Source organism: Cylindrospermum stagnale PCC 7417, assembly GCF_000317535.1.
Taxonomy (GTDB): Bacteria; Cyanobacteriota; Cyanobacteriia; order Cyanobacteriales; family Nostocaceae; genus Cylindrospermum; species Cylindrospermum stagnale.
On sequence record NC_020050.1, the window covers coordinates 175,315 to 189,054 of the forward strand.

11 protein-coding genes and 1 pseudogene are annotated in these 13,740 nt (G+C 40.6%); 4 read left to right on the plus strand and 8 right to left on the minus strand.

From position 1 onward, the window contains the following. Nucleotides 1-121, plus strand: a 121-nt coding sequence (locus CYLST_RS33890) for a tyrosine-type recombinase/integrase (protein ID WP_015328363.1), incomplete at its 5' end; no start/stop codon positions are given. A 6-nt stretch (nt 122-127) separates the two neighbouring features. Here the strand turns inward: CYLST_RS33890 and CYLST_RS30330 are convergent. Both CYLST_RS30330 and CYLST_RS30335 read right to left on the minus strand, forming a co-directional pair. Continuing rightward, complete coding sequence (locus CYLST_RS30330; protein WP_015328364.1) at nt 128-1,306, minus strand: hypothetical protein; 1,179 nt, start codon at nt 1,304-1,306, stop codon at nt 128-130. A 27-nt stretch (nt 1,307-1,333) separates the two neighbouring features. Further along, a complete protein-coding gene (locus CYLST_RS30335) occupies nt 1,334-1,576 on the minus strand; it encodes a helix-turn-helix domain-containing protein (protein ID WP_015328365.1) in 243 nt (80 codons plus the stop codon). A 493-nt stretch (nt 1,577-2,069) separates the two neighbouring features. Between CYLST_RS30335 and CYLST_RS30340 the strand changes: the two genes are divergently transcribed. Then, nucleotides 2,070-2,891 (plus strand): DUF4465 domain-containing protein, encoded by an 822-nt coding sequence (locus CYLST_RS30340; protein ID WP_015328366.1) that lies wholly within the window; start codon nt 2,070-2,072, stop codon nt 2,889-2,891. Nucleotides 2,892-3,713: 822 nt separating this feature from the next. Here CYLST_RS30340 and CYLST_RS30345 read toward each other — a convergent pair. Together CYLST_RS30345 and CYLST_RS36235 are read right to left on the minus strand one after the other, a co-directional pair. Then, nucleotides 3,714-4,346: a PEP-CTERM sorting domain-containing protein gene (locus tag CYLST_RS30345; protein ID WP_015328367.1), complete on the minus strand. Its 633-nt coding sequence runs from the start codon at nt 4,344-4,346 to the stop codon at nt 3,714-3,716. A 111-nt stretch (nt 4,347-4,457) separates the two neighbouring features. Next, nucleotides 4,458-7,190, minus strand: a complete 2,733-nt coding sequence (locus tag CYLST_RS36235) for a calcium-binding protein (RefSeq protein ID WP_015328368.1) — start codon at nt 7,188-7,190, stop codon at nt 4,458-4,460. A gap of 335 nt (nt 7,191-7,525) precedes the next feature. Here CYLST_RS36235 and CYLST_RS30355 point away from each other — a divergent pair. Further along, a pseudogene (locus CYLST_RS30355) lies at nt 7,526-7,801 on the plus strand (thermonuclease family protein); the annotation flags it as partial. A gap of 224 nt (nt 7,802-8,025) precedes the next feature. On the opposite strand, the gene CYLST_RS30360 reads toward CYLST_RS30355, so the two are convergent. Together CYLST_RS30360 and CYLST_RS30365 are read right to left on the minus strand one after the other, a co-directional pair. Next, nucleotides 8,026-8,646, minus strand: coding sequence for a TenA family protein (locus CYLST_RS30360; protein ID WP_015328369.1), 621 nt, complete (start codon nt 8,644-8,646; stop codon nt 8,026-8,028). Between the two features lie 236 nt (nt 8,647-8,882). After that, the gene (locus tag CYLST_RS30365) at nt 8,883-9,545 is read right to left on the minus strand and encodes a PAP/fibrillin family protein (RefSeq protein ID WP_015328370.1); all 663 of its coding nucleotides are present in this window, start codon (nt 9,543-9,545) and stop codon (nt 8,883-8,885) included. Nucleotides 9,546-9,780: 235 nt separating this feature from the next. Here CYLST_RS30365 and CYLST_RS30370 point away from each other — a divergent pair, with 235 nt between their 5' ends. Beyond that, nucleotides 9,781-10,182: a nuclease A inhibitor family protein gene (locus CYLST_RS30370; protein ID WP_015328371.1), complete on the plus strand. Its 402-nt coding sequence runs from the start codon at nt 9,781-9,783 to the stop codon at nt 10,180-10,182. A gap of 239 nt (nt 10,183-10,421) precedes the next feature. On the opposite strand, the gene CYLST_RS30375 is transcribed toward CYLST_RS30370, so the two are convergent. Both CYLST_RS30375 and CYLST_RS30380 read right to left on the minus strand, forming a co-directional pair. After that, a complete protein-coding gene (locus tag CYLST_RS30375; protein ID WP_015328372.1) occupies nt 10,422-11,735 on the minus strand; it encodes a DNA/RNA non-specific endonuclease in 1,314 nt (437 codons plus the stop codon). A gap of 206 nt (nt 11,736-11,941) precedes the next feature. After that, nucleotides 11,942-13,720, minus strand: a complete 1,779-nt coding sequence (locus CYLST_RS30380) for a bifunctional 3'-5' exonuclease/DNA polymerase (RefSeq protein WP_015328373.1) — start codon at nt 13,718-13,720, stop codon at nt 11,942-11,944. Nucleotides 13,721-13,740 lie beyond the last annotated feature (20 nt).

Below are 13,740 nucleotides of genomic sequence, written 5' to 3' on the forward strand. Positions count from 1 at the left end.
AGCAGCCCAGGGTCATGATACCAGAGCAATTCAAGATTACTTGGGACACAAGAATATTCACCACACCGTGCGTTACACGCAAATGTCTCCCCAGAGATTTGAATCTTTTTGGACGGACTGAATATATCTACAATCCTTTGTGTGTAACCATTTCACTCAATATGGCGGAATTTTTTACGAATCGTTGCAATACCCCGCTTTGCCCCCTTTCTTCAGCGACCAGCATATTCTCAAACACCTTACCCAACATCTCAGGGTCAACGGCTACATCCTCATCATCAGCAACGTTCTCAGCAACGGTAAAGTTGTAATCGTTGAAAAATCCTAAAATGCTATTTTCTTCACTGGGGTCAAACAAAGAGTTGGGTAACTCAATTTGCGCCGGCGTAACTCTACCTGCTGCGTCTTTAACTCCTTCCCCATAGTCCCTGTCAAACAGACCACCGTTGAGATAAGGAATCTTTCCCCAATCTGATGCAAAGTTGGGGCGTTCTTTATTCAGAGTCTCAAAGAATAGTTCTTCTAATAAGTCTGCATAGTAGTTGGTATCATCTGGTTCTGGCTTGAGTTGCTTGTACTGTTGCGTTAAAAATCGCCTATCCCCTGCTAAAAATTCTTTTTTCTGAAGGAAGTAGAGAAACATAATTCTCCCCATGAGGCGCTGAGAGAATTGATGTAGGCGGCTGGAGTCTTCAAAATAAGGGTCTGGGTTATACTGCTTGATAACTGTCTGAACCTTTTCAAACAAAGTCCTGTAGCCTCTGTAAAAGCTTTTAGTCAGCTTATCAACATCAAAGGCTTCACACTGAACCTGATACAGTTCCTTGGGGTTGAAACTACGAACTGCGATCGCTTCTAATCTATCGCGGTCGTAATTAGTGGGGTTGATGCGGTCAATCAACAGTTTTCTAATGCCGATTTTGGCGCTCATCTGCTGCTTATCAAAGTCACGGCGCGGATTGACCAGCATTAGTTGCTTGTAGTCTTTGGTTCCCAGCAGTAGAAAATCAGTCGGACGCTGACATACACTGTTAGCGATCGCTTTCATTCGACCACTAGCTTTACTGGGAGAATTCCACTCCTCTGGTTTGAGGTGAAACAACAAAACTTGTAGTTCACTATTACCTTGATTGGCAATCATGTAAGAGTGATAAATTGCCTCAAAACTACGGGATGATAATTGAAGGTCTTCTGTATTTAGCAGTTGGGCAGCAGAGTTGTAACCCAGTTTTTGAAACAGAGCAGCTATTTTTTCCGGACTGTTTATAGTTCTTACATCACCAAGCTGTAATAAACGCTCTGCCATCCTCACTCCTCAGATGAATTACCTCGATTAGCCAAAATACTTCTGCTTTAAATCCTGACCTTGTTCACCAAATTCCTGTAGCTTCTGGTAAATCTTTTCCATTGCCATAGGTGATGGTTTATAGTGTCCATTCTCCCAACGGTTAATTGTGGGGTAAGTGACACCTATATGTGCTGCAAACTGCTCTTGTGTAAGTCCAGTCAAGGTGCGAAACTCACGTATCAGTCTCCCGATTTCCGGCTGTTTGACCACCAAAAGTTTGATTGTCATCTGCCTCAAGACTTAATTTAACAAGTGATATATCACACAAAACAATAGTTGCAATTATGAGTAATCACGACAAATAGTTTATGAAACTTTACGCAGATATTTCATCGTTTCTCAGTAAATACCCCTCAGCAAATACCGCAAAATTATAAATTTTAGATAAATTGATGTCTATTTTCAATCATAAAAATAACCCATAGATAGCACAAAATTGACCGTCGTCTATTAAGCTGTTTAATCTTTTTCCAGAGAAAAACATTTAACCGCCGAAAGAGAGGCCACAACTTGCTATGAACAGAGTTGTCTGTGTACTTATCAGGGCTAAATCAACTCTTTATGCAAATTTCTGAAAAAAGATCGTAGTAGTTATTTTGTACTACTAATAAATTAGACATTCCCACAATTAAGAAAGCAAATTAAACTGGTAATATTAGGCAATCTGCGCCATCGCGCCCGCCACGGTACAATTTGTATAGGTTGTATGGAGAAAAACTTTATGAAAATTAAATGGCTCTATTTCTTACCGGTTTTTTGTTTAGCAACTGTAGCTTCGCCATCAGCATCTTCTGCACAAGTCGTTGATTTTGAAGATTTAACCCTTTCATCAGAATCTTTCTACAATGGTGCTGATAATGCTGGCGGTTTCACAAGTCAAGGCGCATTTTTCAACAACAACTACAACTCAACATATCAAAGCTGGTCTGGGTGGTCTTATTCCAACACTACTAATACGACCACACCAGGATACCTTAACCAATATAGTGCTTATACTGGAGGTGGCTTTAATGGTTCGAGTAACTATGGAGTTGCTTTTACCTTCAATCCTGGCAGTGCTTATATCGATTTACCAACAGGTTTAAGTGCTAAGTCGGCTCAAATTACCAATACAACTTATGCCGCCTTATCAATACTTAACGGAGACCAGTTTGCCAAAAAGTTTGGTGGTGCTAGCGGTAACGACCCTGACTTTTTTCTATTGAACATTACGGGTCTTGATGCTGCAAATCAACAAACAGGTAGCGTCGATTTTTATCTAGCAGATTACCGTTTTACAGATAATTCACAAGACTATCTTGTTGATACATGGAATTTTGTGGATCTATCGAGTTTGGGAGGAGCCACAAGGCTTTCTTTCGCAGTCACTTCTTCAGATATTGGGCTATTTGGTCTAAATACTCCAGCATATTTTGCCTTAGACAACCTTACTTTGGAACCCTCAAATGTGGCAACAGTTCCTGAACCGTTTTTCGTGCCTAGTTTATTAGGTTTTGCTGCTTTCGGTATTGGTTCACTCAAACGCAAGCTGAAACAGAGTTAATTGCAACAGGCATGGGGTTGAGCCACAGCATTAAATCAATTGCTCACAACCATTTTAGGCGATTGCCTCCGGCACAACCGTATGCCAATCGCCACTTCGTACTCTTGATGAGGTGATGTCTACTGATGCGGCACGAAAGCTGATATAAATTGCCGCAACAAATAGTCGGTGAATATGGGAGCATCAAGGGTACATAATTGCTGTAACGCTTGAAATATCTGGTGTTTAAGGACTGTTAGTTGCGATGGCGTTCCGCCCGCCTACGGCGCTCGCTCGCGGCTGTTTTTGGGGAATTTACACTATTGATTTTGACTTTTACCAACTTTTGATGATTGAATAGTCTCTTTCCTTATACCCAAAACCCCTAAAAAATCAATGTTACTCTGCTCTCAAATACCAACATTTGGGTGAAATTTGGTATTTGAGAGAGTAAAAACCACTTTTTTAGTAAAAGCGTACTAAATTCTGACTCCTTGTTGCCTTCCTATAATTGCGTAAAACAGGAGTTCCTCAAAACGCTGAAAGCTATATATAACAAGCTTTTCTAGCCCCTATTTCCGCATTTGCAGGGATCTCGGCTCAATGCCTACAAAAGTCAAAAAAACGGACGTATTCATTCCGTTTCTACAGGCGTTGAACCCTCGTAAATTGGCAGAGGTATTGCAATCGTTAAAAAGCGTACTTCTTTACGTAAAGCTGAACAGAAACATGCTTGATTTGTAACTTTTCTACTTTTTTACTTTGGTTCTTCTCAACTCAGCTTCCCTGAGTTATTTTGTGCTTCTTAGTCTAAAGTCCAGTTATTTGGCTAAAATTTTTTATTTATTTTCTTTTTAACATAACTCCAAAGCAGCCAGCCAAAATAGAACCGAGGATAGTTGAAGGTTCAGGTACTGTTTGATAAACAGTATTCGTCACCGTTAATTTTGAGGAGCCAATATTATCAATTACATCGATCACACCGATGCCCACGTTATAATTACCAGAGTTGGCAAAGGTATAGCTAAAAGAAGAATTTCCGGTTAGAGGGATAACTGAGTTGCTAATTGTCACAAAAGCACGATCACTGGAGAAAGTATCATAGGTTAAGAAGGAATAGTCGAAACTGATAACATCCCCAGCCAGAATATTAAAAGTTTTCTTGATAGCAGAACCTTCGGTAGCATCAAAACCAAGGTCTCCTGAATTGAGACCTAAAAAAGTTTCTAGGGAGTTAATATAAGTTGAGTCATTGCTGGAGACATTGTAGTTGTAAGCGTCATCACTGCCATCGGCAAAGGCATTGGTTAGCGTCACCTTACTAGGAACTGCAATAACATCACCTGACCTGCCCCAACTACTCAAATCAAGACTGGCAGCAAAAGAGGGGGAGACAATGGTGAAGCTGCTCAAACTCAACAAGCTGAAAATCACAGCCTTGTGAATTTTTCGTGGCATAAAAGTTGTAATTAACATATCAAACTCCTACAGTTAAACTGAAATAGGTTGTGTGTAAATCTACGTCTAGATACAAGCCTTTCTATTACCATCCAAAGTAAAGGAAAACTTAGAGGGTAAAGTAAAGCCCTAAAACGCGAAGTTGCTGGGGCTATCGAGGATGCCTGGATTTGTTAAGTTCACCGTGATAAAAGGTCTGAAGATATCACCAGCAGCGAGTCCATCACTGTCAATTTGCACGCTGAAATTGCTAGCACTATTACCCAGCACAACTTTCACATAGTTATCAGCTATGGCGTTAGTGCCGTTGTAGCCACCTGCAACTAGGCTATCGAGCAGTTGAGTGAAGACAATATTATCCTTGCCAACCTCAAAATCTGTAATCGTGTCTCCGCGATCGCGAATGCTAGTGTAGACAAATTGGTCATTACCGCCACCACCTGTAAGTTTATCTGCACCTTGTAAGCCGATGAGGTGATCGCTATTTAAAGTGCCAGTCAGTTCATCACGACCTGACGTACCAAGAATTTCAGTTTTCGTATCGAGCTGGATTGTTCCATCACTGAACTCTATAGTTTCAATAGATTTCAATACATCAATACCAAGACTAACATCACTTAAATCTTGTAAAAGATAAGAACTATTAGACTGCTTTATCAGCGATATTTTTGATTGGGGACGGGAAATACGTAAAGTATCATTTCCAGCGCCCCCATCAATAGTATCATTGCCAAAGCCACTGTCAATAATGTCATCACCTATACCACCGTTAATGATATCATCACCATTATCACCGTACAGAGTGTCATTACCCGCGTTCCCATTAATAGTATCGTCTCCACCAGAACCAAAGATAATATTAGAAAGATTATCTCCCTCTAAGAGTTCTCCATCATCAGTTCCTGTTTCAGGTTCAACAAAGAAAAAATCATCGCGGACGCTGAAAACAGAATTGCCATTAAAAGAAGCAGGAATAATATTACCAGTAGATGGAGCAAATAACTCTATTGTCCAGGTTTCTTCTCCTTCTTGTAACCCGTCTTGTTTTAGACCCCAGTAATCATTAATAGGTCCAATTATATCCAAAACTTCTTGTGATAAACCAGTTGTATCCAAACCTTCAAAATGTATATCAACGGTTGTCTGAACACTAGGTAATAAAGTCAGTACACCTTCAGGCAGAGTACCAGACTCAAAATCATTTGCGGATATTGGACTATCTCCTGTAGGTTTGACACGCCATCCGATTTCTTCTGTCTGATTTGTATCGCCATTCCGATTAATACTGAATCTGATGGCTTGCCCGGTATCATAAACTTTACCTTCAGTAAGAACAGAGCTAGTATATGTATTAACTACCCACTCTGGTTGAATAGACTTAGCTTCCAGATAAGCTTCACCTTCACTAACAATAGAGCTAGTATATGTATTAACTACCCGCTCTGGTTGAATAGACTTAGCTTCCAGATAAGCTTCACCTTCACTAACAATAGAGCTAGTATATGTATTATCTACCCGCTCTGGTTGAATAGACTTAGCTTCCAGATAAACTTCACCTTCACTAACAATAGAGCTAGTATATGTATTATCTACCCGCTCTGGTTGAATAGACTTAGCCTCTGGAGTTACAGCTAATGGTTCTGGTTCTTCTAACAAAAGAGGTGAAAAATTATTTAGTAATCGTTGATTTCTGGGTGCAAACCCGCCTGAAACTAAGGAAAAGTTCCAAAGTGTCCCGCCTAAAGCAGCCTGGACTGTAACAGTAATATTACCTTTACTATTATCAGGGATTCTAAAATCAATTGGCATTCCAGTAACACTAACAGTTCCTGTATCAAGGAGGGTTGTATTACCATCTTTAATAATTAGTCTGTCTGGAATAGAATATGATGTAAATTGACCTGTAATAATTTGTTTGGGCGCAACTGGTGCAGTAAATGTAAAGTTTCCTTGACTGCCACTTTCTATAAGTTTGTCAAATATTTTTTCTTGATTTTTTAAGTCAAAATTAATAATATCATTACTACCATTAATGGGAAAAGATCCTTCTGATTTATAAAAAACTACTCCTGAAATATTAGATTCTCTACGAATGACATAGTTATCAATAGTCACTTTGAATGTTTCTGTCTCCTCTTTTAAATCGTCGAAAATAGAACTAAGAGCAACAGTTACTTTTTGCTGACCAGCACTAAGTTTTATCCATTGGTTATCATTTTCTAAGCCCAAACTTCTTGCTGGGGATGGCAGACTAGCTAAACTATTTGACTTTAAATCGGATTTAAAACTGCCTGTGCCGCTAAAATCAAGATGAAACCAAATATCTTTTGATAGCCCACTAGCAGCACCAGGACCCGTCAGGGAAATTTCGAGTAAGATATCTTCGCCCTCAATATAACTTGACTTACCACCGTTTATGGAAAGCTGAACACCATAGCTGAAGTCATCGGTTACTTTTATATCTATTGGGGTCCAGCTTTTATTATAATAATCATTAGTTACTCGACTTGCCAGCATTGCTGGATATTCTGGTGCTAAATCTTGGACTCGTAAATATTCATATACTCTGCCTACAAAATCATCGGCATCAACAAGGCATCCTTCGGTATTACCAGTATTTATTCCACGATGAAAAACAATTGATTTACGGTTTGGTATTGGATCAGGATTTGTCGGCGTTCCAAAACGAAAAGAACTAGAAAATCTTTCAAATAACCAATAGCTAGCTTTGTAATCTCCAGCAGCCCAAGGAGTAGCATCATCCCAAAAGCCACTTCCTGTGATTATTTTACTTCCGTCAGTAAATGTGTACTCAGCCAATCCATTATCTTTGCGTGTTACTGTGATGGTTGGATTTGCCATAAAATTTGCAGTAAAATTTATCTTTCTTAGATAAATTTACTGAAAATTTTTGAACAAGTCAATAATTTTAGATAAATTAATAACTGCTTTTCAATAATAAAAATAACCCATAGATACCACAAAATTGACCGTCGCATATTAAGCTGTTTAATCTTTTTCCAGAGAAAAACATTTAACAACCAAAAGAGAGGCTACAACTTGCTATGAAGAGAGTTGTCTGTGTACTTATCAGAGCTAAATCAACTCTTTATGCAAATTCCCGAAAATAGATTTCAGTTGCAAGATATCGCCCCCTCTTTCCTCGTTTCCCCTAAGAAAATTTCCCAAACCAGCCAGGGCAACCTCACGGTAATGAGGCTTTTGTGAAACTGCGATCGCTGGTGGCGAAGGCAAAGAACCAAATAATTATCATACCTGTGGGAACAGACCCTTATGGGCGAACTGTGGCTGAGGTAGTGGCTGACGTTTCCGATCCTTTGGGAATTGAGTTGAGCTTCCAAGAAGAAATGCTCAAATCTGGTAATGCTTACTTTGATAGTAAGTATGCTCTTAATTGCCCCAACCACGATGCTTTTGAAAATGCTGAAAAGATAGCGATAGCGTATCCCTAACGGGATGCCCTGCACTCAGCGCTCCGCAGGAATCGCCAATGGTGCTGGTGTATGGGGAAAAACCGGAATGTCCAAGCCTTGGGATTACCGCAAACGATTGAGGGAAAAGTAACCTGGAATAAAGGTTCAAACGGTGACTATGCCTGCAACCACCCTGAAACGGTTGGGCAACAGCAATCATCTCATTTTTTCCTGGCCCTCTATAGCAAGTTTCCATAGCTCGTCTAACCTGCCCACGCAGCTTGAAAAAAGTCACGCTCACAAAGCATAGCGTAGCGGTATGTTGAGTAGACTAATGTTGTAGCACTAGCGTAATTTTCGACTAAACTTTCTAATTGTTGTGCCAGCGGTTGAAAGTCTGCACTGCTGTAAGTGCGAATCCAGTCTGCATAGGAGTGATTGGGGATGTTATCAACAGCTAACTGCTCTCCCAAAAAAGCATACAAACGCATACAGGGGGACATCGCCGCAGCCGTTAAACCCACGTCTCCACCCCAAGCAGTAGCTAACAAAAAGTCAGTGTAGCGACGGGTGGCGGTTCCCGGTTCTACTGAGCGCAAATTGACTCCCCACTGAGTAGCATAGCCTTCATGTAGACGTAGTTCTTCCATAACTCCACCAGCTAGGTTGTGAAATGTAGTAAACCCTAGCCAGTCTGGCGCTTTAGCAGCAGCTACACTGTAAGCACGAGCAAAAGCTTCCAAGAAAAAAGCATCTTGTCCAACGTAGTAGGCAAATTTATCAGGCTCCAAAGTACCATCACCAATACCCTGTACAAAGGGATGCTCTAGGCAAGCTAGGGCCAAGTCTTTATTTGCTGCCCATAATTCAGTAAATAGAGTCATTAGTCAGTTATATTCTCCTTTGAGGAATAGCGGGCGGGTAGGCGATCGCTTTGCACCATCGCGCTCCATCCCCTAAGAATGATTTGCAGCACCACCAAAAATCAATTACCCTGATAAATCCATTCTCTCCCCGCCTTCTCTGCCGCTAAATATAGTGAGCGGTTTTTGCTGTCTACCTTAATCAAAGCATAGTTAGTTGAAAAAATCAGTCAGGATTGCTTGTGTCTGCTAAATTTTTAATAACATCTCTTGCCATCACCCAAGGAATTTGGTAGACCATTAGTTTTATTCAGAATAAATAAACTTTCATCTCCACCACGCCCAATTCGTAAAGTTTCATCTAAATAAGTAATATCGAGAGTAGCAACTCTACCTTGAGAATTATTCGCCGCTACAACCTTAAATGGATTTAATTTAGGCGTATCTATGCCGAGAATCTTTTCAATTGCTAAATAACGCTTATCAAAATCAACATTAATCCGTTTATCTGCTAAACCTGATATATCATTTATCGCAGGCTCAAAGCTAGCTGTCACCTTAACATATCCCGATACTAGCCCCAGAGGATGGGTAACTTGAGCTAAATTAAAAAACAGTTTGTCTGCAATATTAATCACTTGATAAACCTTACCCACCCGTAAACCCAATGGCAGAAAATCTAAAGAACGAATTTCTCTAGCGGTGGAGTATTGCAGTTGCCAAGACCCTTCTAACAAAGCAGTAGCATGGAGGAGAGGTTGAGGATGAGGATTGAGACTTTCTAGTTCCGTTGTCAATTGTTCAATTTCTGCGGCTAAAGTTTTATCTAGCTTCAAATTAGTCACAGGAGAACCATCACCGTTAGGTTGAATCTTCTTAAGTAGCGCTTGTAATTTATCCTTCAAGAGTTGATTATTCATCAGACAAAATAGTTATAGTTGTGGAATACGAAAGAAAAGTGTAACCCAAAACCGTCATAATATCCTTGGTGATTGCTTTGGGAGAGAGAAGGGTAACAGCTATATCGTCGGGCACTTTGCACCATCACCTTTCTCGTGAGTCGAGCGCCAATTGCACCTTAATTACCTACTAAAGACGCATGGAGTAAAAGTCTAGATGTGATAAATTGTAGACGTTGCTAACAACCAATAACCAATGACTACCGAAGTTGTCCAAAAATTGGAGCAAGCCAGCGCTGGTCTGTTAATGATGAGCGAGTCTGACTATCCTTTTAAAGTAGTTTCTTGGAAAGGTACGGTTCAAGAGGCTTTAACCCCTGCAAAACTTTTAGAACTGACTGGTCATTCTCAAGATGCACCTGTTGAAATAGTGGATATAGATTATTTCTTCCGCAACTGTGCAGTAGAAAAAGAGTGGCATAATGAGCAGCTAAAAGAACAAGTTAAGCAATTCAAAATTTTAGTAGATACAATAAAATCTGAGTTAAGTGATATTAGTGTTTACCGTGTAGGAACCATTAGCATTGATGTCTACATAGTTGGAAAAACTGCATCTAATGACCTAGCGGGGCTGGCTACAAAAGTTGTAGAAACATAGTTATTAAAAGTTTAACATTTTATTTCTAATAAAAAATCCAAAACATTGGTAAATCGTTAAAGAACAGGACTTACGCACAACTGCATTTCTGTCACTGCGAGGCTGACGACGCCATCCCAAACCCCTATAAAACCGTTATCATGCGTAAGTCCTGAACAATTCAAAATTCAAAATGCACAAATAAATAAAAAAGCCTGTTCTTGAACGTGACAGGCTTAAAAATGTGAAATAATTAAGAGTTACAAATTATCTACTCTTGCCTCAATCATATCTTGAGTAGATACAGGAACATTGGTTAAAAAGTTATAGCCAGTGTTACCTTCAATTGAATCAACAGAAACTCGGTAGGTTTTCCAGTCGTTGTTTCTGATGCCTTGTGCATTGGGCATATCAACAGCAATAACCCGTGTGTTTGTCGTCACCCCACTTACCCCAGACCCTGGAGTGTCTAAGACAACGATGACCTTCCAGGTTCTTGCAGGCACTTGGATTTTGCCACTAGCGATTGTGCTGGCAGAACCATTGGAACCTGTACCTCCAACACCGTAACCACCAGAGATTATATAAAGCTCCTTGCCTTGAGCTACCAAATCCCTAGCGTAGCCTTCCAGTATTGCCCAAGGGCCCTGATTGTTATCGGGTGCTTGGGGAATCATGTTTGTCATCAGAAACGTACTGGAGTTAACAGCAACTGTGCTGGTTCGGTCGCCGGAAGGAGTCATGTGTCCCCTATCAAATCCGCTACCTTGATAATCAGTTGCCAGCACCTGATACCAACCACTGGGCAAGGTAGTATCATTGCGAAAATCATCTTGGCGGGGTGTAGTTCCTAACCAAGAATTATTTAATTGCCACGACACCCAGTTAGGGATTCTCGTAGTGTTGTTGTACGATAGCGCGTACTGGGCTTTTTCCATCAGGTAATTCCCAGGATAGGAAGTGCTAGTTACCGCACCGCTGGGATTACCCATAGTTAAATGTACACTTGCACTACCACCACCAGAAGTCCCGTAATCAGTGATAGTAATATCATCAATGTTGGTTCTATTGGTAGTGCCATCAGTCTTGCGGACTTCACAGCGCACCGTGCCAGATAGATTCGGCGTAAAAGTTGCTGTGGCTAGTGTTGTGGAACTAGTGGCAACTGTGGAACCTACTTGCGACCATGAACCACCGCTATTAGTAGAACACCACAAACTCCAATTGGTACTAGCATCACTACCATACTTGCCGTGTTTAATGGTTACTGTACCAGCCCCGGTGGTACGGTTAAACTTCATCGTTGCTTTGCCGCTGTTGCGGATGCGGACAGATTGGGTTCCGCTTTTAGCATCGGCTGCTAAATTACCAATCAAAGCATCATCTAAATTCCACACGCCTGTGCTGAGGGTGACATCAGCCGTTGCATAACTGCCCTTTGAACCAGTTTCAAAACCCTCAACAGTGGTGGCACCTTTTGCACTAAATAGCGTGTTGAAGGTAACTAGTAAAACTATTACTATCCCCGTCAACCACCCACTACGATAGACTTTCCGCCAAAAATTTGCTAACATAGGTATGATTTAACCTGCGTTTGTCCAGCAGTTTGATTCCGATAAACACAGCAGGATGATAACTAACGGCAAAGAGGATGCAGGTTAAATTCCTATTAGGCTTAGATTATGGTGGTTCTTTAAGCGTTGCGCGTTGTGTACCGTTTTTGGAGAGAAGATTCCCCCCAAAACTTGCCGAGTATGGGTGGCAAGTTGGGGTAGTTCACTTACCAGCTATTTGATGTTTTAATATCTATAACAACTGGAATATGGCTGAGAAACTTTTGGGCAGCAGCAACCATACAATTGTGTAGTATGTGGCTAACTTGGTCAACTTCAGTTTCTGGACATTCCAGTACAATTTCATCATGTCTTACACAGATGAGTTTTGTTCCGAATTTAGCTAAGGTCGTTGAAAGTTTTACCATAGCTAATTTATTGATGTCGGCATTTAAACCTTGTACTGGATGGTTAAGTAGCTCTGATAGTCGGGGCTTGTTTGCCCATCTCCGTCGTCTACCTGCTAGTGTACGACTTTCCTTAATGCCTTGGATGTATTTACGTTTGATGTTTTCATGCCACCTAGCTATTCCAGGATAAGCCTCAAAGAATCGTTTTCTGAAAGCTTTTGCTTGTTCTAATGTCATTGCCACTCCATATTTTACTTGGGCGTAAATTTGGAGTTTGGCAGCGCCCATACCGAAAATCAAGCCAAAGTTAATGGCTTTTGCTAGTCTGCGGTCTTCCTCGGTCACTTCATTGATGGATTTCCCGGTTACTAGAGATGCTGTTAATCGATGTAAGTCAGCACCCTGACGATAGGCTCGGCACATTTTTAGATCACCACTAAGCCGAGCCATAATTCGTAGTTCTATTTGGGAATAATCGGCTTTGATAATTTTGTAGCCAGGGGCAGCAATAAAGCAGCTGCGAGCTGCTTCATCACGGGGAAGAGTTTGCAGCGGTGGGTTACGACAAGAAAATCTACCAGACCTAGCTCCTAATTGATAATAGTTTGGATGAATTCTACCAGTTTTAGAGTGGATATGTTGGGGTAGTTTGTCGGTAAAAGTGCCGAGAATTTTGGATAAACGGCGGTAATCCAGCAATGCTTGAATTATTGGATAATGTGCAGCTAAAGGAACTAATGCATTTTGGTTAGTTGATTGTAATGGAATACCAAGGGATTGGAGAGATGCTAGAACTTGCTGCGGTGAATTTGGATTTATTGTATCTGTTAGCTCTGGTAGCAAGGACATTTGAGAGCTAGCAATACGCAGTTGCTTAAGTTGGTTTAAAGTATCTGTTTTTTCAGTCTCTAATTTTGCACCTATCGTTTGCCATCGGGACAAGTCAAATAGCATCCCATTAAGTTCCATTTGAGCCACAACGGGCATACATCGAAATTCTAGTTGGGCAATTTTGAGTAACTTTGCCTGCTTTAATTTTTTGACGAGAATTGGGTAAAGGTCAAGCAATATGGCAGCATCTAGGGCAGCATATTGCAATTGAGATTGGGTTAGAGGTTTACACCAATCGCTGATTTGTTGAGTTTTATCTAGTTGAATCTGTAGTAGCTTTTGCACTATATTTTGTAAGGATGAGCTTGTTTTTAAGCCGGATGTCAAAACTTTATAAGCAAGTTGGGTATCGAATAATCTACCGGAGAGATGAAGTCCTGCCTGGCTAAGAAATTGCCAGTCAAACTTGGCATTATGAGCAATTTTCAGAGCAGAGTTACTGAGCAATTTTTTGAGCAGCAAACGATTTATTTTGGGAATAGCTGGTAGCTCAATCAGCACTACCGGATAGTTAGGTGCAGCTATTTGAATCAGTTTAATAGAGTCAATAAGAGGGTCGAGTCCTGTAGTTTCACAGTCAAGGGCTAAAACTTCTGCCTGAAACAAAGGTTTGAGTGCAGAATTAAGAGTTGAAACATTGGATACTAAAGTGTATCGCAGTGCAGAATGGCTAGGATTATCTATATTGATTAAGCTTCTAGACATAGCAAATTAAATTTTAATTT